The sequence below is a fragment of the Bacteroides sp. AF39-11AC genome (assembly GCF_003474285.1).
Classification (GTDB): Bacteria; Bacteroidota; Bacteroidia; order Bacteroidales; family Bacteroidaceae; genus Bacteroides.
In genome coordinates, this window is record NZ_QROH01000008.1 from 257,723 (window position 1) to 283,213 (window position 25,491).

At 41.1% G+C, this 25,491-nt stretch carries 17 protein-coding genes and 1 tRNA gene; 10 read left to right on the forward strand and 8 right to left on the reverse strand.

The window, feature by feature from the left end; genetic code table 11:
- Nucleotides 1-20 precede the first annotated feature (20 nt).
- Together DW036_RS18605 and DW036_RS18610 are read right to left on the reverse strand one after the other, a co-directional pair.
- Nucleotides 21-1,796 carry a biotin/lipoyl-binding protein gene (locus DW036_RS18605; RefSeq protein ID WP_118465717.1) on the reverse strand — a complete coding sequence of 592 codons (1,776 nt, stop codon included), beginning with the start codon at nt 1,794-1,796 and terminating at the stop codon, nt 21-23.
- A gap of 306 nt (nt 1,797-2,102) precedes the next feature.
- Entirely contained in the window at nt 2,103-2,606 is a 504-nt protein-coding gene (locus DW036_RS18610) for an RNA polymerase sigma factor (RefSeq protein ID WP_021967203.1), read from the reverse strand.
- Nucleotides 2,607-2,871: 265 nt separating this feature from the next.
- Here DW036_RS18610 and DW036_RS18615 point away from each other — a divergent pair, with 265 nt between their 5' ends.
- On the forward strand, nt 2,872-5,772 hold the full coding sequence (locus DW036_RS18615; RefSeq protein ID WP_118465718.1) for a pitrilysin family protein: 2,901 nt from the start codon (nt 2,872-2,874) through the stop codon (nt 5,770-5,772).
- Between the two features lie 107 nt (nt 5,773-5,879).
- Here DW036_RS18615 and DW036_RS18620 read toward each other — a convergent pair whose 3' ends face one another.
- A complete protein-coding gene (locus tag DW036_RS18620) occupies nt 5,880-6,518 on the reverse strand; it encodes a trimeric intracellular cation channel family protein (RefSeq protein ID WP_118465719.1) in 639 nt (212 codons plus the stop codon).
- 121 nt (nt 6,519-6,639) lie between these two features.
- On the opposite strand from DW036_RS18620, the gene DW036_RS18625 reads away from it, so the two are divergent.
- Nucleotides 6,640-7,734: a UDP-N-acetyl glucosamine 2-epimerase gene (locus DW036_RS18625; protein WP_187374637.1), complete on the forward strand. Its 1,095-nt coding sequence runs from the start codon at nt 6,640-6,642 to the stop codon at nt 7,732-7,734.
- Here the strand turns inward: DW036_RS18625 and DW036_RS18630 are convergent.
- The gene (locus DW036_RS18630) at nt 7,715-8,839 is read right to left on the reverse strand and encodes a glycosyltransferase family 1 protein (protein WP_147401510.1); all 1,125 of its coding nucleotides are present in this window, start codon (nt 8,837-8,839) and stop codon (nt 7,715-7,717) included. The genes DW036_RS18625 and DW036_RS18630 overlap by 20 nt on opposite strands.
- A gap of 199 nt (nt 8,840-9,038) precedes the next feature.
- Between DW036_RS18630 and DW036_RS18635 the strand changes: the two genes are divergently transcribed.
- On the forward strand, nt 9,039-11,627 hold the full coding sequence (locus DW036_RS18635) for a DUF5686 and carboxypeptidase-like regulatory domain-containing protein (RefSeq protein WP_118465721.1): 2,589 nt from the start codon (nt 9,039-9,041) through the stop codon (nt 11,625-11,627).
- Nucleotides 11,628-11,699: 72 nt separating this feature from the next.
- Nucleotides 11,700-12,977: a replication-associated recombination protein A gene (locus DW036_RS18640; RefSeq protein WP_118465722.1), complete on the forward strand. Its 1,278-nt coding sequence runs from the start codon at nt 11,700-11,702 to the stop codon at nt 12,975-12,977.
- 43 nt (nt 12,978-13,020) lie between these two features.
- Here DW036_RS18640 and DW036_RS18645 read toward each other — a convergent pair whose 3' ends face one another.
- Nucleotides 13,021-13,314, reverse strand: coding sequence for a nucleotidyltransferase family protein (locus DW036_RS18645; protein ID WP_118465723.1), 294 nt, complete (start codon nt 13,312-13,314; stop codon nt 13,021-13,023).
- 96 nt (nt 13,315-13,410) lie between these two features.
- On the opposite strand from DW036_RS18645, the gene DW036_RS18650 reads away from it, so the two are divergent.
- Genes DW036_RS18650 through DW036_RS18660 form a run of 3 tightly spaced genes read left to right on the forward strand, consistent with a single transcriptional unit; the run spans nt 13,411 to nt 17,110 of the window.
- On the forward strand, nt 13,411-14,364 hold the full coding sequence (locus DW036_RS18650; protein ID WP_118465724.1) for a D-2-hydroxyacid dehydrogenase: 954 nt from the start codon (nt 13,411-13,413) through the stop codon (nt 14,362-14,364).
- Nucleotides 14,365-14,380: 16 nt separating this feature from the next.
- On the forward strand, nt 14,381-15,493 hold the full coding sequence (locus DW036_RS18655) for an endonuclease/exonuclease/phosphatase family protein (RefSeq protein ID WP_007663406.1): 1,113 nt from the start codon (nt 14,381-14,383) through the stop codon (nt 15,491-15,493).
- 30 nt (nt 15,494-15,523) lie between these two features.
- Nucleotides 15,524-17,110: an endonuclease/exonuclease/phosphatase family protein gene (locus DW036_RS18660; RefSeq protein WP_118465725.1), complete on the forward strand. Its 1,587-nt coding sequence runs from the start codon at nt 15,524-15,526 to the stop codon at nt 17,108-17,110.
- A 729-nt stretch (nt 17,111-17,839) separates the two neighbouring features.
- On the opposite strand, the gene DW036_RS18670 is transcribed toward DW036_RS18660, so the two are convergent.
- The 3 genes from DW036_RS18670 to ettA form a co-directional block, all read right to left on the reverse strand.
- Complete coding sequence (locus DW036_RS18670) at nt 17,840-19,276, reverse strand: choice-of-anchor J domain-containing protein (RefSeq protein ID WP_118465800.1); 1,437 nt, start codon at nt 19,274-19,276, stop codon at nt 17,840-17,842.
- Between the two features lie 28 nt (nt 19,277-19,304).
- Nucleotides 19,305-21,986: a carboxypeptidase-like regulatory domain-containing protein gene (locus DW036_RS18675; protein ID WP_118465727.1), complete on the reverse strand. Its 2,682-nt coding sequence runs from the start codon at nt 21,984-21,986 to the stop codon at nt 19,305-19,307.
- Between the two features lie 225 nt (nt 21,987-22,211).
- A complete protein-coding gene (gene ettA, locus DW036_RS18680) occupies nt 22,212-23,909 on the reverse strand; it encodes an energy-dependent translational throttle protein EttA (RefSeq protein ID WP_044533352.1) in 1,698 nt (565 codons plus the stop codon).
- 165 nt (nt 23,910-24,074) lie between these two features.
- Here ettA and DW036_RS18685 point away from each other — a divergent pair.
- The 3 genes from DW036_RS18685 to DW036_RS18695 all read left to right on the forward strand — a co-directional run bounded on the left by DW036_RS18685 (nt 24,075) and on the right by DW036_RS18695 (nt 25,443).
- A tRNA-Lys gene (locus DW036_RS18685) sits at nt 24,075-24,147 on the forward strand.
- A gap of 127 nt (nt 24,148-24,274) precedes the next feature.
- The gene (locus DW036_RS18690) at nt 24,275-24,832 is read left to right on the forward strand and encodes a DUF3575 domain-containing protein (protein WP_118465728.1); all 558 of its coding nucleotides are present in this window, start codon (nt 24,275-24,277) and stop codon (nt 24,830-24,832) included.
- A gap of 104 nt (nt 24,833-24,936) precedes the next feature.
- Complete coding sequence (locus DW036_RS18695; RefSeq protein ID WP_118465729.1) at nt 24,937-25,443, forward strand: DUF4251 domain-containing protein; 507 nt, start codon at nt 24,937-24,939, stop codon at nt 25,441-25,443.
- The last annotated feature ends 48 nt before the right edge of the window (nt 25,444-25,491 follow it).

The window sequence follows — 25,491 nt, forward strand, 5'->3', positions numbered from 1 at the left end:
CACTTACCGTTAATCACTTATTACGCAAAGATATCGCTCCTCTGAATATAAGCTATCACATCACCCTTATTCACGGTATCTCCTTGCTTGGCACATATTTCTACGACACGTCCGGTAAATCCGGTCGGTATTTTTTCGTATTCCCCCCACGGAGTGGAAAGGTAACAGAACACTTCATCGTGCTGGTATTTACGCCCGATGAACGGAGCAACAGAAGGACCTTCAACTGATACTTCCCACAGTACCTGTCCTTTATCCGGAGCAATTATCGGGTCAGCCTTGGCGCGTTTCAGTTTTTTAATTTCTTCTTCTGAATATCCATTTTTCACCATGGCGGCATCCTTAGCGCGTTGTAACTCATCCTCAAAACGCTTCTTAGCAGTACCTGACTTATAGTCACGATACTGGCGGTCGTGCATGGCTAACTCAAAGAGTTCTTCATCATCGTCACCATATTCCCAGTTGTTATCATCCATTTCCTTCCGGAACTCATCCAGTGCATTCGGATAATTCAACTGCGGATCTGTATCTACAAACTCATAACCTTTGGACTTTGCGAGTTCTACAATCTCAAGATCCAGTTCACCCGGCAGGCGTCCGCTCTTACCCAGAATCATATCCCAGGTATGATTATCTATCATCGTCCAGCGCTCCTCACCTTTCACCAGTTGCATAACATTCATCAACGCAACATTCTTCACATACTGACTGAAAGGTGTCACCAGTGGTGGATAACCTAATTTAGGCCATACATATTCCACTTCGTCGAAAAGCATCACCAGTAAGTCATCGATACTAAGTTCAGGTTCGTTTTTCCCTCTCAGAATCATATTTATTCCTGAATGTACCCCCTTCAGATCCGCCATCATAGACCCCATCATACCACCGGGAAGTCCACATTTCAGCAACAGAGAAGACATATGTTTATTCGTAGGATCCATGAAATAACCCAGGAAATCATCTATAAATTCCTGCGTCATGGCACGCGCTTTCATATAGGCTTTCATATTGATGTCCGGCACCTGGAAACCCAGATCTTTCAACATAGCCTGCACCGAAATTACATCCGGATGTACTTTACCCCAAGACATCGGCTCCATAGCTACATCAATGATATCAGCCCCATTCTCACAGACTTCAAGAATAGATGCCATCGACAAGCCCGGTCCACTATGACCATGATATTGAATGATCACTTCCGGATGCCTCTCTTTAATTGTTTTCGTCAATCGCCCCAGCATACCCGGACGACCGATACCTGCCATATCTTTCAGACAGATTTCGGGTGCTCCGGCTTCAATCAGCTGATCAGCAACATGAGCATAATACTCCACTGTATGTACAGGCGAATGCGTGATACACAGTGTAGCTTGTGGTATCATACCTGCTTCCAATGCATATTTTATAGAAGGGATGATATTGCGCGTTTCATTCAATCCACAAAAAATACGAGTAATATCTACTCCCTGTGCATGCTTTACATGATACATCAAACGACGAACATCGGCAGGTACCGGATACATACGCAGAGCATTCAGACCACGATCCAGCATATGCGTCTGTATACCTGCTTCATTGAAAGGTTTAGTAAAAGCACGTACGGCCTTGTTGGGATTTTCGCCATACAACAGATTCACTTGCTCAAAAGCCCCTCCGTTAGTTTCCACACGGGCAAAACACCCCATTTCGATAATCAAGGGGGCAATACGTACCAATTGGTCTACACGAGGTTGATATTTACCGGAAGATTGCCACATGTCACGGTAAACAAGACTGAATTTAATTTCTTTTTTCATCGCAGTCGGTAGTTAGCGGTTTAACATATACGAATTAATAAGTTAACTTAATAAGTACAAATATAATGGTTTATTCTAACATATAGTCAAAAATGCACCCTAAATATTCACTATAAAAGTTATGTTTTATATCATATTGAAAGCACAACTTCTTTTCTTCACAATTCAAACAGCCTTCACCAATGCGTACATATAAATATACCCAGGGCAGTGCCCTGGGCTATTCGGTTAAAGTCATATAGGCTTAATTTACAGAATCACACTGTAAGAGACTCATAGTCAAGCTTGCAGCTTAACCTGTAGCTTTTAAACAAAGTCTTTCAATTCTTGTTGTAGCCGCTGGCGGGTAAAGAATATGCGGCTTTTGACAGTTCCTAAAGGCAATCCGAGCCGATCGGCTATTTCACGATACTTGAAACCGGAAACGTGCATGGAGAAGGGGACTTTATAATCACGAGGTAATGAATTGACAATGCGGTGCATCTCTTTCAAATCATAAGTTCCTTCGGCGCTTGCAAAACCGGAGTTTTGCGGCAGGTTTAAATGATAAAGGTTATCTGTCTGGTCCACGAAGGTTTGTTCGCGAACGATTCTGCGGTAATTATTAATAAAGATATTCCGCATAATGGTGTACATCCACCCTTTGAAATTTGTATCGGGCATGTACTTGTCTTCGTTATCCAACGCTTTGAGTGAGGTTTCCTGCAATAAATCATTCGCCTCCTCTTTATCGGCTGTCAACTTATATGCAAAGCGAAGCAGTTCTTCTTGCACACTAATCAAATCCTTCCTAAAACTGTAGGTATTCATACTTTGCTCTTTTAAATAGTTAATAATTATTTTAAATTCACGATTGCAAGTATAGGGAAGTTTCAGGTTTCCGAGGGGTCGAGTTTTGTTTTTATTTAGGGCAAAAACTATCAAATGACAGTTTTCACCCCCATTTTGAGAGTTTTCTGGTGGTCTTTTTAAAAAAAAGCGTATCTTTTTCCGAAGATTTCGTAAAGTGTTTGTGATTTTTTTATAGTTTTGCCTACATATAGCAAAAACACTTTATTTAAAAACACTTTATTTTATGAGACGAATTATTAATTCCATTATTCTTCTGGCTATCATGGCTATCGCTCTGCCGTCATACGGTCAAGGGCTGAAAGCATTCAAGCTGAAGAATGGTCTTTCCGTATATATATGGGAAGACAACACCAAATCGGATGTATATGGTATTGTGGCCTGCCGAACAGGCTCAGTGAACGATCCGGCAGAATATACCGGACTGGCACACTACCTGGAGCATGTAATGTTTAAGGGTACCGACAAGATCGGGGCACTGGACTGGGCTACCGAAAAGCCTCTTTATGATAAAATCATTGCCAAGTATGATGAAATGGCGGATGAAGCCGATCCCGTAAAGAAAGAAGCCATTGCTAAAGAAATCAATGAACTGACTGTAGAAGCTGCTAAAGTAAGTGTATCTACCGAATTCATGAATCTGATAGAAAGTATGGGTGGAAAGGGATTGAATGCCGGAACAAGTTTCGATGTGACATATTATCACAACTCATTCCCTCCTTATCAAATCAATAAATGGTTGGAAATCTACTCACAACGTATGATCAACCCGGTATTCCGTACTTTCCAGACCGAATTGGAAAGTGTATACGAAGAATACAATATGTATAAGGATGATCCAGGAAGCGTACAGCAGGAATTTATTTCCAGCAAAGCATACGAAGGACACCCTTATGCACGTCCTATCATCGGATTACCGGAACACCTGAAAAACCCACGTTTGAGTAAGCTGATCGACTATTATAACGATTGGTACACTCCGGAAAACATGGTGCTCATCCTCGTTGGTAACGTAGATGCTAAACAAATCAGCGGACGTATCAACGCTACTTTCGGACGCCTGCAAGCTAAACCGACTCCCGAACGTAAAACTTATCCCGACCTTGAAATCAAAGGTCGTAAGCAATATAATGCAAAGGTTGGTTATTATCCCAATGTATGCCTCGTATACAAAGGTGTACCTTCCGGACACCCCGATGAAAAACCTTTGGATATCGCCATGTCTCTGTTGAGCAACAACAGCAACACCGGTACACTGGACAAACTGACTATTGACGGTGAGTTGACTCAAGGTTATGCTTATTCAGACAGTCGTCGCGAACAGGGTCGTAATATCGTACGTTGTATCCCTCTCTACGATGAAAATCAACGTCGCTTCGAATCAAACAAGAGCGCTGAAAAGAAAGCTCTGAAAGCTATCGAAAAAGTAGCTAACGGTGAATTTGAAGAATGGCAAATCAATTCTATCAAGAACAATATGTGCCGTGATTTCGACCGCAGAATGGAATCTAACACTTACAAGGCACATATGTTGATGAATGCTTTCATCAGCGAAGAAGACTTGGGACAAGTTCTCAACTACAAAGATGAAGTAATGGCCATCACAACAGAGGATATCAAACGTGTGGCCAAGCAATACCTGACGAATGATTATCTTGCCATTTACATTGAAAAAGGAAAGCTTGATAAGAGTACCAAAATTAAGAAACCTGGATATAAACCTATCGAACCTCCTGTAGGCAAACAATCACTGTATGCTACGCAATTCAAGAACATGCCTATCGGACAAGTAGACGAGAAGTTCGTCAACTTCGCTGACGTACAAAGCAAACAGTTGAACGACCGCTCTAAAATGTACTATACACAGAATCCGGAAAATAATGTATTCAGCTTAACACTGCGTTACGGTGTTGGTGAACGCGAATTCCGCAAACTGGGTATTGCAGCAGACCTGATGAATAATGCAGGTATCATGGGTGCTTACGAGCCGCAACAATTGAAAGAAGAGCTTGGTAAACTGAATGCTACTTGTGAAGTAAGTGCTAACAGCAACTATCTCTACATCACCATGGAAGGTTATGAAGAAACTTTGCCGCAAGCTTGCCAACTCCTCGCCCGTCAAATTCTGATGCCGAAACTGGACGAAAAGCAGCTGAGCCGTATCAAAGGCTCTATGTTGGGTAGCCGTCAGCAACGCAAGGAAAATGTGAACGCTTTGTCCAACGCACTTATGCAATACATGATTTACCAGGATAAATCATCCTACATCGATGAACTGACTGATAAGGAAGTTTACGAACTGCAGATTTCCGAGCTGACAGGTGACATCAACCGTGCAGCTAACTATGAAGCAGAAATCTTCTATTGCGGAACAATGCCTTTCGACAATGCTTATGAAGTTCTCAGCAAAAACCTGCCGCTGGTTGCCAACGAAAAACCGACTACTTCACCGCAGGACAAAACGATGGCTACCGTAACGGAGAACACTGTTTACTTCCTGCCGAACTCTGATGCTGAACAGGCTCAAATCTACTTCTTCATGCCAATGGAGAAATTCGACAAGAAAGATGACGTGATTCGCGATGCATTCAATCAATATTTCTCTGGTGGTTTCAACGGATTGGTATTGGATGAAATCCGTGGAAAACGTTCTATGGCTTATTCAGCCGGAGCATATATCGGTACACCTTCATTGCCTGGCAACCCGACTTATTTGTTCGGTAACATCGGTACGCAGAATGATAAAGCCAACGATGCATTGGATGTATTCATGGGTCTGATTACAGATATGCCAAAGAATGCTGACCGTATAGACAACATCAAGAGTTACATGCGCCAGGAGATGCTGACTACACATCCTTCTTTCCGTAACAAAGCCGAGTACATGAGATCACTGCAACGCGTAGGCTATAACGATGATCCTACCAAGGAAAATCTGCCTAAGGTTGATGCGCTGACTTTCGATGATATCGTGAAGTACTACGAAGAAAATGTCAAAGGTAAACCATACTGTATCGGTATTATGGGTAACCCGAAAGATATCGACGTGAAGAAGCTGGAGAAATACGGCAAAGTAGTGAAACTGAATGAAAGAAAATTGTTCAACACGAAAGACGCAATGTTCTAACAAGAATCTCCTTTAATTAAAAAGGGTATCACCTCTTCTTCCGGTGATACCCTTTTCTTTTTCCATTCGCTTTTGCAATTATTCAGTTTGCCCTTGGAACAAAGTCTTTAATCCTTGTCTTTATCTTCTACTTCTGCTGCACTTCCCGAGAGAATCGGCAGACAGATATTATACTTCACAGCCAGAATACGTGTGACGAATACTGAAATACCGCCTGCCACCTGACATCCGTATGAATGTATCCCGATAAGATCGCATATCCAGTAAACCGTACCACCTACTACGCATGCCATAGCATAAATTTCTTTTCGGAAAATCAGTGGAATTTCATTGATAAACACATCACGGATTACACCACCTGCAGCACCTGTAATACTACCCATAATGATAGCTACCCAGAACGGATATCCCAGTGCAATACTTTTTCCCACACCGACCACTGTGAACAGTGCCAAACCAATGCTGTCGAATATAAAGAAGGTGTTATGCAAATGAATCAAATGTTTTCCAAAAAGAATCACCCACAGCAAGGCCAGTCCCGTACAAATCAAATAGATAGGATCCGTCATCCAACCTGGAGTGACACCCAGCAATACATCACGTATCGTACCGCCACCAATGGCAGTTACAAAACCTACTACATACGCCCCGAACCAGTCGAACCGCTTTGCCGAAGCCAGCCGAATGCCACTGATTGCAAAAGCAAACGTACCTATAAAATCGAGTATTTGAACAAATGTTGGCATGATAGTCAATGATTAACGTTAAATGTTTAATGATTTATAATTGCTATTCATTAAAATTATTGGCAAAGTAACGAATAATTTCCCTAAGAAAACGTATTTTTGTCTCATCAATTTATATGCAATGAAAATAACAATCGTATCGGGTGCACGCCCCAACTTCATGAAAATAGCCCCTATCACCCGGGCAATTAAAGCCGCACAAGAAGCCGGAAAGAAGATTTCATACCGTCTCATTTATACCGGACGGCAAGACGATACCAGTCTGGATGCCTCTCTGTTCTCTGATCTGGACATGAAGAAACCCGATGGTTATCTTGGAGTGAGCGGACATGACCAATCGGAAGTGACGGCTGCCATCATGCTTGCCTTCGAAAAGGAATTGAACACACATCCCGCCCAGGTAGTTCTTGTTGTAGATGACCTTACGGCCACCATGAGTTGTTCTATCGTTGCCAAAAAGCGCGGGCTGAAAGTCGCACACCTCATTGCCGGTACTCGTTCGTTCGATATGAATATGCCTCGCGAAGTGAACCGTACCATTGTAGATGCCATTTCCGACTATCTGTTTACCGCAGGTATGGTGGCTAACCGCAACCTGAATCAGGAAGGCATGATTCCCGAATACATCCACTATGTAGGTAATATTCTGATAGATACTGTCCGCTATAACCGTCACCGCCTCTTGCAACCCGTATGGTTCTCTACCATGGGATTGAAAGGACACAGCTATCTATTGCTCACTCTCAATCGTCACGAGTTGCTGAACAAAAAGAATGTGCTTAAATCTCTGATACAAACATTAGTGGATAAATCCGGAGGTATGCCCATCATTGCTCCGCTGCACCCATACGTGCAGAAGGCTATCAAGGCGCTGGAAATTCCTGCACCAAACCTACACATTCTACCGCCTCAAAGTTACCTGCACTTCGGATATCTTATTAACCATGCCAAAGGTATCATCACAGATTCCGGTAACATTGCAGAAGAAGCTACTTTCCTTGACGTTCCCTGCATCACACTCAACTCTTATGCCGAACATCCCGAAACCTGGCGTGTAGGTACTAATGAATTAGTGAACGAAGACCCCGTTGCATTTGCCGCCGTACTTGAAACGTTGATGCATGGCGAATGGAAACATACCACGCTGCCCGATCGTTGGGACGGACGTACAGCGGAACGTATTGTGCAAACGTTGATTAATGGAGAATTAAAGTAACCTGATTGTTATATCCCATTTTCGTTAAAGCCTGTTGCCGCCATTGAAGCGCTTCAGGCATCAAAGGGATATGATATAATTCACGGAGAGCCATAATTTGCGCTTCTTGTCCGTCAGCAATTGTACATACTTCCTCAAAACCTGGATCCGGAATCATCATCGAATTCACCAGACAATGTCCATATCCTTTCATCAAAGAATATATCAGTTTCAGTTTGATTCCTGTATTCTGGAAAGTCAACAGTAGATGGATACGTGCAAAAGCTATCAGAGAGTTCATTTCTTTTTGTGAAGGATTTGTAACAAGAGATACATTCGGAATTCTGGAAATTCTCTCTTGTAAATGCTTACCGGGATTTTTACCGGCAATAACCACCTGCATATCTATATCCAACTTAGGCACCAAGTTATCCAGAATATAATTAATCACCCGAACATTCTCAAGAACAGACAGATTTCCATGATATAATATGTACTTCTCATTATCCTGAATTACATCCGTCACAGTTTTTACACTAATGCTATCAAAGAAACAAGGCAAGCAATAAGTCAATACCGAAGGATATTTCTGAGTGAAATAGACAGCATCCGTATTGGTAATAGCCAATATTTTATCAGCATACAGTAATATCCGCTCATAATGTTTTAATTTCCAAGCTTCCAAATAATAATAACACTTCTCATGCCAAGAGACACACGACTTCCCCAGAAAATGATAATAATCATGCTCTACATTATGCATCCTTACCCATTTTTGCCTGTCTCTCAATAAAGAATTTGAGAGGAAATAACAGGTGTGCAGTCCTTCAAACAGAATCGGAGAATTGTCCTCACACAAACGTTCCAGTAATAACTTACTCCTCCTACTGTAAACAATATAAGGAAGAAAAGAAAACATAGAGCGCCAACCTGTAAAACGTTCGTAATAGTAGACGGTATCAGCCACCTTAAGCAAATCAGGTTGTTCATCCACCCCATATCTATATGTATGCAAAACAATCGAACAACCAGCCTCTTTCAGTGCCTTCAGCTTATAATACACATCTATCACCCCCCCATAATCAGGAGGGAATGGCACTTGAAAACTAACAACATGGAGTTTCATATATAACTTTTATAGTTAAGCAGTGACAGGGTTTATTCATCCCTGCAAAGGTAACATAAAATATAAAAAACACGCATTTTTTCTTTTGTCTTGATATAAAAGAAGAGTACATATAAACATTCCTCTTATTTCTTTAGATTATATTTACTTCTTATTTAATGGTAATTTGCTACCTTTGCACCCTCATACTGACTTAAATATGAAACAACAATATACAACTATCATCCTTTTTCTGCTGTCACTATTTGTTGCACATAGTGCATCCGCACAGATAAAAGGTGTCGTTACCGACTCCCTGACCAACGAACCATTAATGTACATCACCGTTCAATACGAGGGAAAAGGTGTAGGTGCTATCACCAATGCCGAAGGAGAATATACAGTAGAAACCCGCAAAGGTTGGAATGAGCTTACATTCTCCGCCATCGGATATGTGACCAAGAAAGTCACACTAACCCCTAACACCAGAGTGCTGAATGTAAAAATGGCGCCTGCTGATGTCATGCTCTCTGAAGTAGTGGTAAAACCTCAAAAGGAGAAATACTCCAGGAAGAATAACCCTGCCGTAGATTTCATGAGAAAAGTCATCGAAAATAAGAAAGAACTGAAACTGGAAGCCAATGACTTCTATCAGTACCAGAAATATGAAAAGATGAAGATGTCCATGAACGACGTCACTCCAGAGAAGATGGAGAAAGGCATCTATAAAAAATTCTCATTCTTTAAGGACCAGGTAGAAATATCGCCTAAGACCAACAAGATGATTCTCCCCATTTCCATCAAAGAGACGTCTTCAAAAACCATCTATCGTAAAAGTCCCAAAAGCGAAAAGACTATTATCGAAGGTATGAATTCCAGCGGTATTGAAGAATTCTTCAACACTGGAGATATGCTGGGAACCATCCTGACCGATGTATTCTCTGACGTCAATATCTATGATGACGACATCCGCCTGTTGCAACGCCGCTTCGTCAGCCCTATCGGACGAGGCGCTATCAGTTTTTATAAGTTCTATCTTATGGATACTATTATGGTGGACCGCCAGGAATGTGTACACCTTACTTTCGTTCCACAGAACTCGCAGGACTTTGGTTTTACAGGGCATCTCTATGTCGTGAAAGACTCCACCTATGCAGTGAAAAAATGTACCATGAACCTCCCTAAAAAGACTGGTGTAAACTTCGTGGACAATCTTGATATTGTGCAGCAGTTTGAACAGATGCCGGATGGCAACTGGGTACTGACAGATGACGACATGACTGTAGAATTGCAATTCGTGAAAGGTTTACAGGGGCTTGAAGTACAACGTACTACCAAGTACAGTAATTACAAATTTGAAGATATAGAGCCCCGTCTTTTCCGTCTGAAAGGTAATGTCATCAAGGAAGCCAATATGCTTAACAAAAGCGATGAATACTGGGCTTCGGTACGCCAGGTTCCCCTCACCAAAAAGGAGAGTAACATGGACGTATTTATGAATCGCATCGAACAAATCCCAGGCTTCAAGTATGTTATCTTTGGTGCAAAAGCCCTGATAGAGAACTTTGTGGAAACAGGAAGCAAAAAGCATCCCAGCAAGTTCGACTTCGGCCCTATCAATACCAGTATCACAAGTAATTATGTAAACGGTACACGTTTCCGCCTCAGTGGTATGACTACCGGTAACTTCGACCCGCACTGGAGTTTCAGTGGATATGGTGCTTATGGTACAAGAGATAAGAAATGGTTCTATAAAGGTCAGGCAGCCTATTCATTCAATAAGCGTGAGTATGTGTTATGGGAATTCCCTAAACATTATATCGCTTTCGATTACAGCTACGATGTCATGTCTCCGATGGACAAATACCTCTCAACAGATAAAGACAATATGTTTGTAGGCTGGAAGTGGACAAAGGTAGACCAAATGTCATATATGCGCGATGCTACCCTGACGTATGAGTTGGAAACGAATGCCGGTTTCTCCATCAAAGCTATGGCACGCCACCGCAACGACGAACCTGCCGGCGGTATATTGCAATATTGGAAGAACGACGGCAACATAGCTGGTTCATGGGATGATACAAATACATTCGTCAAAGATATCACCACAACTGAGCTTGGCGTTACCCTACGTTATGCTCCGGGGGAAACATTTGTCAATACGAAGCAACGTCGTGTTCCGGTGTCTCTGGATGCTCCGATCTTCTCTCTTTCCCATACCATTGGTCTGAAAGGTGTGCTGGGTGGTGAATACAACTTCAATCTTACAGAAGCCAGTATCCGCAAACGTTTCTGGTTTGGCTCCTGGGGTAAACTAGACATCACCGCCCGTGCCGGTGCACAATGGAATACGGTACCGTTCCCTTTACTGAATCTGCCCATGGCAAACCTTTCATATATCACCCAGCACAATGAGTCCTTCAGTCTTATCAACAATATGGAATTCCTGAATGACCGTTATGCCTCTCTTGCCATCACTTATGATATGAACGGGAAGCTGTTCAATCGTATTCCCCTCATTAAAAAGCTAAAATGGCGCGAAACTTTCCGTATCCGTGGTATGTACGGAACACTTACGGATAAGAATAACCCATATAAGAGCCACAATGACGAATTGTTCCTCTTCCCTATGCGCGACGGTATGCCTACCAGCCATGTGATGGGTAGCACTCCTTATTTGGAAGCCAGCGTAGGTATCTACAACATTTTCAAACTGTTGCATATCGAATATGTACGCCGCCTCACTTACACGGATATTCCAGGTGTAAAGAAAGGAGGCATACGCTTTATGATATTAATGATATTCTAACATAGCAACTTAGTGATGAATGATTAGCATGGTTACTAAACACTAATTACTAAACGTTAAACACTTATTCACATGACCCCCTTAGCAGAAAGGCTTCGTCCTAAAACTTTAGATGAATACATCGGTCAGAAACATTTAGTAGGACCAGGTGCAATACTACGCAAGATGATTGATGCGGGACGTATCTCTTCATTTATTTTGTGGGGGCCTCCGGGTGTAGGAAAAACCACACTGGCACAGATCATTGCCAATAAACTGGAAACTCCATTCTATACACTGAGTGCTGTTACCAGTGGTGTGAAAGACGTACGAGAAGTGATAGAACGCGCCAAGAGCAACCGCTTCTTCTCACAAGGCAGCCCCATACTGTTCATTGATGAAATCCACCGTTTCAGTAAATCGCAACAAGATTCTTTGCTTGGTGCTGTGGAACAAGGTACAGTGACATTGATAGGCGCCACTACAGAGAATCCCTCTTTTGAGGTAATCCGTCCATTGCTGTCACGATGCCAACTCTATGTACTGAAGTCTTTGGAGAAAGAAGACCTCATGGAATTACTGCAACGTGCCGTCACCACTGACCATATTCTGAAAGAACGTAAAATCGAACTGAAAGAAACGACTGCCATGCTCCGCTATAGTGGTGGAGATGCACGCAAACTGCTTAATATTTTGGATCTTGTAGTTTCTTCCGAAGCCAATGATCCGGTGGTCATTACTGATGAGATAGTAACCGAACGCCTGCAACAAAATCCCCTGGCTTACGACAAAGATGGAGAAATGCATTATGATATCATATCTGCTTTCATCAAGTCTATTCGTGGCAGCGATCCCGATGGTGCCATATATTGGCTGGCTCGTATGGTAGAAGCCGGGGAAGACCCTGCTTTTATTGCCCGCCGACTCGTCATCTCCGCATCGGAAGACATCGGACTGGCAAATCCAAATGCTATGCTGATTGCCAATGCTTGCTTTGATGCTGTAATGAAAGTGGGCTGGCCCGAAGGACGTATTCCACTGGCAGAGGCTACTATTTATCTTGCTACAAGCCCGAAGAGTAATTCCGCCTACATGGCCATCAACAATGCCTTGGAACTTGTACGGGAAACGGGCAATCTACCCGTTCCTCTACATTTGCGCAATGCGCCCACCAAACTGATGAAACAGTTAGGATACGGTGATAACTATAAGTATGCGCACGATTATCCCGGTCATTTCGTTAAGCAACAATTCATGCCCGATGAGTTGAAGAACCGCCGTCTTTGGGAAGCACAAGACAATGCTGCCGAGCAGAAACATGCAGAACGCATGAAAGCATTATGGGGGGAGGATAAATTAAAGAAAATGTAGAGCAGAAGCAATAGTATGCAAACTATCCAATGCCAATTCCTTATCAAATATAAATTCCCTCCCTGTTAATTCTTTTTTTCAAATGAGTATTCATCTGCTCTCGTATTCTAACTAGATCAACTGGACATCCCAGAAGCTCTTCCAACTCACTCTGAATACGATCTAACGTAAGAAGAGAAGGTGCATTACCTTCGTAACAAATATCGACATCGCTATGTTCCGTTTGTTCTCCACGAGCTACTGAGCCAAAAATACCTAAACGATTAAAACCATATTTACGGGCATTTACCTGCTTATACAGCCTCAATATTTCTAATATTTCCGGAGTAGATTTCATATCAGCACAAATTTAGATTCACACAAAGGTAGAAAAAGATAAGAAGAAAACAAATCTTTTCCCTAAATTTGCGTACTCACTTTAAACATAAACAGAATGAGAACTGTAGTATTAGACGGTTACACCGCAAATCCTGGTGATCTTTGCTGGGACAAATTGAAAGAGTTTGGCGAATGCGTAATTTATGATCGTACCGCCCCCGCCGAAGTACTGGAACGTGCTGCCGGTGCAGAAGCCCTCCTCACCAATAAAGTAGTGATCAACAGCGAAATGATGGCTGCCCTGCCCGATCTGAAATACATCGGCGTGCTGGCTACAGGCTACAACGTAGTAGACATAGCTGCCGCCCGTGAACGTGGCATCATCGTCACCAACATTCCCGCATACAGTACCCCCTCTGTTGGACAAATGGTATTTGCCCACATACTGAACATTACCCAGCAGGTACGCCATTACTCCGAAGAGGTCAGCAGAGGAGACTGGAGCAAGAGCCCTGACTTTTGCTTCTACAATACCCCACTTATTGAATTGCTCGGCAAGAAGATAGGAATCATCGGTCTGGGACAGACCGGATATAACACTGCCCGTATAGCCATTGGCTTCGGAATGAAGGTATGGGCCTATACTTCTAAATCGCGTCTGCAACTCCCACCCGAAATCAGAAAAGCAGATCTCGACCAATTATTTCACGAATGTGACATCGTCAGCCTGCATTGTCCGTTGAACGACAGTACTCGCGAAATGGTCAATGCCAGCCGTCTCTCTTTAATGAAACCTACCTCCATCATTATCAATACCGGGCGTGGGCCACTCATTAATGAACAAGATCTCGCCAATGCCTTGAATACCGGACAAATATATGCCGCCGGACTGGATGTTCTTTCCGAAGAACCACCTCGTTCAGACAATCCGTTATTGACTGCACGAAATTGCTTCATTACCCCACACATTGCCTGGGCCAACTTTGAAGCACGCCAGAGACTGATACATATAGCAGTTAGTAACCTGAAAGCATACGCGGAAGGGAAACCGGTAAATATTATAAAATAACATTCCTTTAATAAACATGGGAAAATCAGAAATTCACAGTCTCTTCCGCAGTATTCCGGTGATCCTGACAATCATTCTGGCTACTGTTACTATTATCTCCGCCTTTTCCGGGAACTTTGATCCTGCTAATTCCAAATATATGCCTGTGTTGGGATTAGCTCTTCCTGTATTGCTGATATGCAATCTGCTGGTTGCTATCTGTTGGGCATTTGCCCGCAGTCGCTGGATCCTCATCCCTTTTGCGGCATTGGCCTTCAATTACGGTTATATACTTTCCGTTTTTCAATTCAATTTTACAAAAAAAATCCCTGAAGGACATTACAGTAGTAACTATGCCGATGGATATCTGAAAGTAGCCACTTATAATGTCGGCAATTTTGGTACCGAGATCACCGGCTACTCCTGCAAAGAGATTGCCCGCTACATGAAACAGCAAGAAGTCGATGTACTCTGCTTCCAAGAATTCGGCGACAATCAGCACTTTCCGATGGACAGCATCCGCAATGTATTTTCCCACTGGCGATATGCCCTGATACCCACTGAAGACTCCATCAGCGGAGTGCTCCCTATCGCCATATTCAGCCGTTACCCACTCATCAATCCCCGTTTTATTTCTTATCCGCAAAGTGCCAACTGCAGCATGCAGTGCGACATCATATTAGGAAGAGACACTGTCCGTCTGCTCAACAACCACTTGCAGACTACCAGTGTCAATCAAAACCGTCGGAAATGGGAACGTGGTCTTAACAATACGAATGACACCCGTCGTGAAGTGGAAGTTGTACAAGGTGCTATCAACACTTTGCACGACAACTTTGTGAAGCGTGCCGAACAGACAGACAGTATCCGTCAGTTGGCCCTTGCCAGTCCTTACTCCGTAGTAGTGTGCGGTGACTTCAACTCTTTGCCGTCTTCCTACACCTATGCGGAATTAAGTGATATACTTAAAGACGGGTTCCGCACCAGTGGACGGGGTTACATGTATACCTTCCGCTACTTCAAGCGTTTGTTGCGTATCGACTATATTTTCCATTCACCTGCCATTCAGGGGTATCGCTACTACTCGCCTGATCTGGACTTATGCAGTGACCACAACCCGGTGCTGATGGAAATGAAAATAAAGAAATAAATCTAAATCATTCATCTAAAACATTTGCTTATGAAAAGACAACTACTCCTATTTATTCATTTATTACCTGCATTGCTGTTTGCACAGCAAGAAGTTATCTTCCCTGATGATTTTAAAACGAACGCTTTAGATGGGAAAGAAGTGACTATTACTAATACACTGACGCTGACAAACAATTACAGCTATGCCTACGGTTCAATCACTCTTTCTGACGGTCCGCTATGGACTCCCACAGAAAAGAATCTACCCGGTGTAGAGATGTTCAATCAAAAGAATAAAGAGAATCAAGATAATCAGATCACTGTAAAGCAAGGAGTTTACTCATTCACTGATGCAAATGGTACCTGTCGTATCGGACAGACCGTAGCAAAACTGACCGGAACCGCCAGTTACAGTAATGGTAAATACACCATTACGTTAACAAAGAAACCGGAATTTCAAGGCAATGAACGTCCCATAACCTGTGAGATTGAAGAAGATTATAATTTGAAAGTTGTCAGTTTTAATGTCGAGAACTACAAGGGAACTAATGACGTACAGCGCACCAAAATAGTAGCTGCACTGAAAGCTATGGATGCCGATATCTATGCCCTACTTGAAGTTTTTGGCAACTCTTCACTGAATGATCTTTGCACTGCATTGAACACTGCCTGTCAAACAGACCAATATAAGTACATTGAGAATTCAACAGCTAATCAAGGCATGGCTTGCTTCATTTATAACAGTAATACGGTAACTCCTTTTAGAGATCTCCAAAAAAACAAACTAGCTGACAACGGATATCTACCTGACCGAAAGATAGCACAGGCTTTTGATCTCAAGGCTAATAATGAGCGTTTTATCGTTTGCTTAAATCACTGGAAAGCAAAAGATAATAGCTATAATAAACCAGATGAATATGCCGATACAGGTGATGGTCAAGGTAGTCATGTTCTGCGCCGTGTGCACGAAGCTGAAGCTACTCTTGAATTTATCAAAACTGTTACTGCCTATTTTGAAGATGAAGATGTCCTCATCGTGGGCGACTTAAATTCATACTCCAAAGAAGATCCCATCCGAGTACTGGAAGAAGGCGAATTGATAAATGAACTTCAAAAATATGCACCTAATGAATACAGCTATGCCTTTTTTAGCAACAATAGCTACACAACCGGTTATTTAGACCATAGTTTTGCTACTGCTACATTGGATGCTCAAATACGTTATGCTCATCCTTTTCATATCAATGCCGATGAGCCTGATGCACTTAAAATTGGAGGTAAACCGCAAGAAGACAATATGTACCGCTGCTCCGACCATAATCCTATCGTTACTTTCATAAAGCTGGGTACTACTACAGGCATCGAAAACCCTACTCTTTCGCGCCCTGATTTTCAGCTGACCGGTGATCCACGCAATGGTTATCTTACTTTGGTGAGTAATACCGACTTTGTACTCACCCGTGCCGAGATTGTCAATATCAGCGGACAAGTCATTGTTGCATATGATACCAGCAACACCAGAAATACAGAAAACCATTTCACATTGCCTGTAAAAAGTTTGGTACGTGGTTTCTATCTGGTGCGTGCTTACGATGCACAAGGTAAGTGTACTACATGCAAGGTAGTGCTTCCTTAAGCCTCAAACAAGTTCTCACTGTACAAACACGAAAAGCAGTCATGTCTTAAAAGCCACACTTTATCACCTCAAATGCTATAGGTTATCTATGGCATTTGAGGTGATAAAGTGTGGCTTTCCAAACAATAAAGAGTATTAATACTATCACCAGAGCTGGTATTCCTCTGGCATGATCAACAACAACTAAACCATCAGCAGCTATTTTTCTTTTTCTGTTGTTATTATTATATCTTTTGTCTTCTTTATTAGCAAAAGAAATCGCATGAACCATGCAGAAAAGATACATGTATTCTACCTAAGCACGCAATTCGGGTAGTAATACCAATTACTCAATAATAAACTAGTAAACACCAATACCTTTAAATATTTCTTTGGACACTAAGTTCTGTATACTAAAGTCTTACATTGTCGTTAGTGGGTGCTGGAAAAAAATATCTTCATATTTTCTTATCCTTTATGTGGCTCTGCAAAAGTAAGCATTAAAGCAACTGTGAGTTGGTGCACGTTTCCAGTCTGTTTCTGTATCAGAAAACTAATGGAAAATATTTTTAATTAAAAATTGCACCTAATCTTAATTATCACATTTAAAGATTTTAACAGTCAAAATTACATCGGTAAATTACTAATTTATATTATTTTCTGCACATTTATATTTTACAATAGGAGCAGTACAAAAAAAGGCTACCTCAATTTCTAAGGTAGCCTTTTCTATAAAACTTAAGATTTCATTTATTTCGGTATCCCTACATAAATATTATCCAGTTGATAAGTAGTAGAAACCAAATTATCACCCTTTGTACCATTACCCAGATATTTGAAGCCAATATATATCGTCTTACCTGTATAAGCAGAAAGATCTATAGTATGATTGGTCCAGTTTGAATCATAACCACCTACAGAAGACTTATCAATCACTAAACTAGAAGTCAAATCAGTCCAAGTTGAAGAAGCAATACTTCCCGGTTCTCCATTAAAGTCTTCAGAAACCATCACACTGAATGCATCACCATTATAATAACCCAACTTCATATCGAACTTCAATACCATATCCATTCCTAATTTCAAAGCAGGGGTCATCAGCCAATTCTCTAATACGCCTTCGTGCTTATTTGCAGAAATATTTGCATACAAATTACCACTGAATGATCTATATTCCCAGTCATAAGAGCCTTGTAACAAAGCATTCAGCCAACCATTTAAAACAACTTTTTCATAGGCAACACCCGATTCAAAGTTTTCATCCAATACCACTTCTGCAATTTCACTTGGTAAACTCACTGTCCACTTGCTTTCGTTATTATCAACTTTGGCACGAGCCTCTTTTTCAACAGTATTAGTATTCGTCACACTCTCTTCACGAGATACCTTGATATTATCAAGCTGAATTGTGGTATTAACAGAGGAAGAACCTGAATATTTAAAAGCGATATACACATTCTTACCAGCATATTTATCCATATTCATAGTACCGGCAGTAGCTAATTTCCCATAGCCACTGACTGGTTCCTTAGGAATATTAAAGCTAGAGGTTACATCTACCCATGTAGCTCTCTCCAGATTAGCCTTACTTGCAGCTCCAACATAATCTTCTGAAATAAGAACTGAAAGCACATCTCCTTTATAATATCCGGTACAAACATCAAAGCTAAACAAATCCCCTTTAGTAATCATTGTATTAGGAGAAATAAACCAATTGACTGTATTAGCTCTTACATTGCCACATTGAGTATAGGTGTTTCCACTATAACTTTGATCTTGCCAGGTATTAGTACCTTCCAATATAAAATTAGTCCAACCTGGAATTTCTGTAACATCATATACCGTAACATTTCTTTGGAAATCAACATCTAGTGCACTGATTTCAGAAACAATTGTTTCTTTCTGAATCAAATTATATTTAACTGTGGCTTCTGAACCTTTCTCTGCAGTATAATAATTCTTATTCAACCATTCTTCTATTTTAGTCTTGGCTACAGCTTTCGGATCATCAGAGTTATCTTCACCCTGATTAAAGCCGTTAGCTCCCGTATAAGTTCCGCCATAAGTCAACTGTAATTTGACTAAATTGTCCGGAGTATATTCTTGAAAACCATCAAAATCGGGTTCATGATTACATGAGGTAAACATGAATGCCAATGCTGCAGTTGCTAATAATATCTTTTTCATATTCATCAATTCTTTTACTATCATAAAATTAGAATCTAACCTTCATACTCATAGACCATGTACGTCCAAAGCCATAGAATACAGTTGCATCTTTCCAACCATGACCACCAGTTTTGGCACCATTGTCTGTAGCATCCGTAATATACTGTTCATTCAAGAGGTTATTACAATTAGCATTCCATGTTGCATCCAAACCTGCAAATTTGAAACGATAACTGATATTTGCATCAAACGTAAATGCAGATGGAATACGCCATGGTTGTGCCACATCTACCGGATCACCATTAAGAGCACCAGTTGTGATCAATCCTGCAATATCATAATCAGAATAATTACGTCCGTAGAAGTTTCCATCAACGCCAATACGAAGCCCTTTCATTACTTCATAATTCAATCCTAAAGCAGCTGTAGTTTGAGCAGAGTTACCAATTTTTATATCCTTGGTATTCATCAAAAGCTTAGCATGTTCAGGCGAACCCGGAGTTACTTCCATCATATTTTTATCTACAGCTTGTCCATTTTGATTATACATATAACCTAATACGCCATCTTTAGTCATTGTCCAATCACCGAATGAGAACATACCGTTTATAGTCAAGTTACGTACTGGGCGGAACTGGAAGTCCAATTCTATACCTTGGTGAAGTTCATTCACTCCATTCAAATATACATAAGAACTTTCCTGAGCAACAGTCAAACGTTTCTGAATAGTACGATCATTCCAAGTTGTACGATATAAGTTCAAATTAGCAGAGAACAGACTAGATACATAACCATAACCTAATTCAAAAGAGAAAACTCCTTCATTCTTGCAGTTCGGATTAAACTCATTACTAGTCTGAGAGTTCAAGAAAATACCACCTGAGAAGTACGGAGTACGGGAATAATAACCAATATTAGCAAATATATTATTATGAGAATCCAGATTATAATTGAGACCTCCCTTAATACCATAACCAACTTTTGTTTTCTTAGGAGATTCTTCATTGTCTGCATAGAAATAGTCTTTACGCCAGTTAGTAGCAGCATTCACATTGCCAGATACAATTACAGAAAGTTTATCCTGTGTATACTCTAACTGTCCGAAAGCTCCATATTGAGCAATATAACTATCAAAATTACGATATACGACATCACCTACTCCCAAACGTGCATTTTGCCATGCAATATCATCTTTCTTATAAGGTACGCTTGCTCTATCCGTATCTACAACATAGGCACCACCCAATAAATCGGCAACTTCAGCCTTGTGTCCACCATTATAATAACGTAAGTCGATACCACCTTGCAAATTAAAGTTATCATTCAATTGATTACTATAAGTAGAAAGTAAACCATACCACATGTGGGTATTCTTATTCTTTGCCAGAGCTGCAATACTACCATTATTTGATTTTGCATTGTCTTCCATCAAAGCACCAAAATCAAAAGTACCATCAACTTTACGATAATTTGTATTAGGAATACCATTCGTTGCACCATAAAGTTTTGAATAGGAAGCACCTACACCACGATAACCATAACCATCGCCAATAGACAAATAAAGTGAAGAAGACAAACTTGATTTACGATCAATTTCCCAAACATGATTCAGAGAGATCTGAGGCTTGTGATACACATTATAACTCGTTCCCGTCATAATATTCCCATTCATATCATAACCAAAAGCTGCATTATAACGATAACCAACACCGTTATTAATTTTCTTCTGCTTATCCCATTCTTCAATAGTCAATTCATCATAACGTTTATTATGAGTCTGAGGAGCACCAGTTGCAGTCAAAGACAAAGAATGATTATCTCCAATACGCTTAGAAATATTCACAAACCAAGAATATGCATCAAATTCACAACCTTGGACATAACCGTCACCCCAAGTTTTTGCACCTAATACAGAAAAAGCCCAACCATCTTTAGTCAATCCTGAAGACAAACTAAATAATACTTTATTATAGCCATCATTACCAATTCCATAGGATAATGTACCGCCTTGCTTTGCATCTATAGAGTTCGTTATGACATTAATAGAACCTCCGACAGAAGGAGAAGAAACTTTAGAAGCTCCCAAACCTCTCTGAACCTGCATAGAACGAGTAACATCTGACAAACCAGCCCAATTAGACCAGTAAACGCCTCCCCACTCCATATCATTCATCGGGACACCATTAATCATAATACCTACGTTAGTCTGTCCGAAACCACGTACAGTAACGCGCGATTCACCAAAACCTCCATTATCTTTTGAAGCATAGATACCAGGAGTTGATTTCAGAATTTCAGGAAATTCTTGTGAACCCAAACGTTCTGAAATAAATACAGGGTCGACAGTAGAAACAGCAACCGGAGTTTTACGAGAAACAGCGATGGAAGAAGTAATCGTCACGTCATTCAGCATCACTGCATCTGGCTCCATCTTGATAATACCTAAATCTACTGAAGATTTTTTCTGTGTAACTTTCGTCTTTAAATCTTTATATCCAACGTACTTGAATACCAATGTAGCATTAGGCCCAACTTTTTGTGTAAAGTTTCCATCGATATCCGTTACACTACCCTGGCTAGTACCCTCTACTACGACAGAGGCGCCTATCAACGGTTCGCCTGTTTCTGAGTCAACAAGCTGCCCCTTCACTGTAGTCTGGGCAAATGCCGCAGCACTGAATACAGACAGCACAGCCACTAACAGGAAATGAATTAGATGTTTTTTCATACTTCTGTTTTTTGTTAATTAAATGTGTTAATTAAATATTAAATACTGTTTTAAGACGCAAATATAATTAATAAGATTTAGATTTGTATTACATTTCTGCTACAAAATTTCAGAGTAGATAGGAGTTATTGAGACTTTTTATAACAAGAAAGCCCTACAAGTTTTTTGCAGGGCTTTCTATTTGTCACTAAAATATAATTTATGCTGTCAGATTCCTATCAATCATCAGTCATTCATTAGCTTTCTATAACGAACACGGGTAGGTTCTTCTTTTCCTAAACGTTTCTGTTTATTTTCCTCATATTCTGAATAAGAACCTTCGAAATAGAAGACATTGGAGTCTCCTTCGAACGCAAGAATGTGAGTACAAATACGATCGAGGAACCAACGGTCGTGGCTGATGATTACGGCACATCCGGCAAAATCTTCAAGACCTTCTTCAAGAGCACGAAGGGTATTTACATCTATGTCATTGGTAGGTTCGTCCAGCAAGAGTACGTTACCTTCCTCTTTCAATGCCATAGCAAGGTGCAGACGATTACGTTCACCACCGGAAAGCACACCGCAAAGTTTCTCCTGATCACCACCGGAGAAGTTAAAACGTGACAGGTAAGCGCGCGCATTAATATCGCGTCCACCCATACGAATCAGTTCCGTACCACCGGATATAACCTGATAAACACTCTTATTCGGATCGATGTCACTGTGTTGCTGGTCTACATAAGCCACCTTTACGGTCTCTCCTACTTCAAATTCACCTTTATCTACGGTTTCCAATCCCATAATCAGGCGGAACAGCGTAGTTTTACCGGCACCATTAGGACCGATAACACCAACGATACCATTGGGAGGAAGCATGAAATTGAGATCATCGAATAGTAACTTATCACCATAGGCCTTGGCCACATGTTTCGCTTCGATAACTTTATTACCAAGACGCGGACCATTGGGAATGAAGATTTCCAGTTTCTCTTCCTTCTCCTTGATATCTTCGTTCATCAATTTATCGTAAGAGTTCAAACGTGCTTTTCCCTTCGCCTGACGTGCCTTAGGAGCCATGCGTACCCAATCCAACTCACGTTCCAATGTTTTACGGCGCTTACTCGCTGTCTTTTCCTCCATTTCCATACGCTTGGTCTTCTGCTCCAGCCAGCTGGAGTAGTTACCCTTCCAAGGAATACCTTCACCACGGTCGAGTTCAAGAATCCAACCTGCTACATGATCAAGGAAATAACGGTCGTGAGTAACGGCAATTACCGTACCTTCGTATTGTTGTAAATGTTGCTCCAACCAATCAATAGATTCAGCATCAAGGTGGTTGGTAGGCTCATCCAGCAACAGTACGTCAGGCTTCTGCAACAGCAAGCGACAGAGTGCCACGCGACGGCGTTCACCTCCTGAAAGATGTTCCACACTTGCATCTTCGGGCGGGCAACGAAGGGCATCCATAGCACGCTCCAATTTACTATCCAGATTCCAGGCATCAGTGGCATCGATAATATCCTGCAACTCTCCTTGACGTGCAAATAGTTTGTCCATCTTATCAGCATCCTCATAGTATTCAGGCAGACCAAACTTCTGATTAATCTCTTCATACTCAGTCAATGCATCTACAATGGGCTGCACACCTTCCATTACAATCTCTTTTACTGTTTTTGTAGGGTCCAGATAAGGCTCCTGAGCCAGATAGCCTACTGAGTAACCCGGTGAAAATACCACTTCGCCCTGATAAGACTTGTCCAACCCGGCGATAATCTTCAGCAAGGTAGATTTACCGGAACCGTTCAAACCGATGATACCGATCTTTGCGCCATAGAAGAACGAAAGATAGATGTTCTTCAACACCTGCTTATTGTTCTGCTGAATGGTCTTGTTCAGCCCTACCATAGAAAAGATAATCTTTTTATCGTCAACTGTTGCCATAAAGTTTTAAGTGTATTATATTAATAATGTATTTACTTTAATACTATGCAGCGCTCTTTGCAATCTGCCACAAAACTTTGGCAAAGATAAGAAAAAAAGAGAAATCCTTTTGCTTTTTCAAAAAATGTCTCTATCTTTGCGCCCGCTTAACAGCGATAAAGGTCTGATTCGCTAGCTCAGCAGGTAGAGCACAACACTTTTAATGTTGGGGTCTTGGGTTCGAGCCCCAAGCGGATCACAAAAAAGGAACTTTGAAAGTTCCTTTTTTTTATTCAAAGCGGGCTAAAGCATCTGATTGATAGCTCCTTACAGATCAAAACACAAAGAAGACTTTAACTAAATAACTATATCTAAACTATTTCGTCATGAAGAGAAAATTACTATTGCTGGCCCTTTTGGCCTTATCCTTATCTGCCGTTCAGGCTCAGACTCAACTTAAATGGAATGCTTTATATTGGGCCATGGGCGTAGTGAACATGTCGGCAGAAACCAAACTTGCAGATAAGTGGACATTTAATGGAGATGCCGTATACTCACCCTGGAAAAGCATCGAGGGCAACCCTATGAGATTCGGCCAACTAATTGTAGAAGGCAGATATTACCCTAAAGGAGCATTCAACGGACTCTATGTGGGAGGATATGGCAGTTATCACAGACTGTTTAAATTCACAAAATGGAATTATATCAATCATGATAAATATCAAAAAGGCAACGGCATGTCTTTCGGAGCCACTTTAGGCTATCAAGTTAAAATTAACGACCGTTGGGCAGTGGACCTCTTCGCAAGCTATGGATGGCAACATTCCAGATATAAAGGCTATATTAAATCCACCGGAGAAATGTATGTGGGCAAAAATGCCAGCGCCGAATGGTTACCTTACAAATTAGGCGCATCTTTTGCATATCGGCTGGGAAAGAGATAAACATAGAATAATTCTAAATATCATTAAAAGAGCACGTACCTGATTATCTTTATCAGTACATTTGATTGTTACTCATATATATAACCCATAAAATATAAGTATGTATGAAAGCAATCCGAATTATTTTTTCCTTATTGCTGATTATGGCAATCAGTATACCGACTCTTTCTGCACAAACTAAGAAAGAAAAGAAAGAGCTAAAGAAACAAGCGGTTGAAAAACTCATCACATCCGGGAAATATAAAATAGATGTGAACCGGGCACTTCCTGCAAGGGGACGATCTGTGATGCTGACTTCTCCATATTCTGTAGAAATCAGGAACGATTCCATCATATCCCATCTGCCTTATTATGGAAGGGCCTATTCAATTCCTTATGGTGGCGGAGAAGGGCTTAACTTCAAAGCTCCACTTACCGACTACAAGCTGGATTGGGATAAGAAAGGAACAGCAAAAATTAAATTCACGGCACGGAGCACGGAAGATAAATTCGATTTTGATATTGACATTTTTAGCAACGGCTCCTCTACCATTTTCGTAAACATGCAAAAACGCCAGTCCATCAACTTTCAGGGAGAAGTAGATATGACGGAAAAAGAAATGGAAAAATAAGATATATAACCTGCCAATGATTACCTTTGTGCAATGATATCCCAAATT

Excerpts from the sequence above, each read along its gene's own strand:
- DW036_RS18675 (WP_118465727.1), bottom strand. The coding sequence starts at position 21,986 with ATGAAAAAACATCTAATTCATTTCCTGTTAGTGGCTGTGCTGTCTGTA.
- DW036_RS18695 (WP_118465729.1), top strand. The coding sequence starts at position 24,937 with ATGAAAGCAATCCGAATTATTTTTTCCTTATTGCTGATTATGGCAATC.
- DW036_RS18655 (WP_007663406.1), top strand. The coding sequence starts at position 14,381 with ATGGGAAAATCAGAAATTCACAGTCTCTTCCGCAGTATTCCGGTGATC.
- DW036_RS18690 (WP_118465728.1), top strand. The coding sequence starts at position 24,275 with ATGAAGAGAAAATTACTATTGCTGGCCCTTTTGGCCTTATCCTTATCT.
- DW036_RS18630 (WP_147401510.1), bottom strand. The coding sequence starts at position 8,839 with ATGAAACTCCATGTTGTTAGTTTTCAAGTGCCATTCCCTCCTGATTAT.
- DW036_RS18670 (WP_118465800.1), bottom strand. The coding sequence starts at position 19,276 with ATGAAAAAGATATTATTAGCAACTGCAGCATTGGCATTCATGTTTACC.
- DW036_RS18615 (WP_118465718.1), top strand. The coding sequence starts at position 2,872 with ATGAGACGAATTATTAATTCCATTATTCTTCTGGCTATCATGGCTATC.
- DW036_RS18650 (WP_118465724.1), top strand. The coding sequence starts at position 13,411 with ATGAGAACTGTAGTATTAGACGGTTACACCGCAAATCCTGGTGATCTT.
- DW036_RS18660 (WP_118465725.1), top strand. The coding sequence starts at position 15,524 with ATGAAAAGACAACTACTCCTATTTATTCATTTATTACCTGCATTGCTG.
- DW036_RS18625 (WP_187374637.1), top strand. The coding sequence starts at position 6,640 with ATGAAAATAACAATCGTATCGGGTGCACGCCCCAACTTCATGAAAATA.
- DW036_RS18605 (WP_118465717.1), bottom strand. The coding sequence starts at position 1,796 with ATGAAAAAAGAAATTAAATTCAGTCTTGTTTACCGTGACATGTGGCAA.
- DW036_RS18640 (WP_118465722.1), top strand. The coding sequence starts at position 11,700 with ATGACCCCCTTAGCAGAAAGGCTTCGTCCTAAAACTTTAGATGAATAC.
- DW036_RS18610 (WP_021967203.1), bottom strand. The coding sequence starts at position 2,606 with ATGAATACCTACAGTTTTAGGAAGGATTTGATTAGTGTGCAAGAAGAA.
- ettA (WP_044533352.1), bottom strand. The coding sequence starts at position 23,909 with ATGGCAACAGTTGACGATAAAAAGATTATCTTTTCTATGGTAGGGCTG.
- DW036_RS18635 (WP_118465721.1), top strand. The coding sequence starts at position 9,039 with ATGAAACAACAATATACAACTATCATCCTTTTTCTGCTGTCACTATTT.
- DW036_RS18645 (WP_118465723.1), bottom strand. The coding sequence starts at position 13,314 with ATGAAATCTACTCCGGAAATATTAGAAATATTGAGGCTGTATAAGCAG.
- DW036_RS18620 (WP_118465719.1), bottom strand. The coding sequence starts at position 6,518 with ATGCCAACATTTGTTCAAATACTCGATTTTATAGGTACGTTTGCTTTT.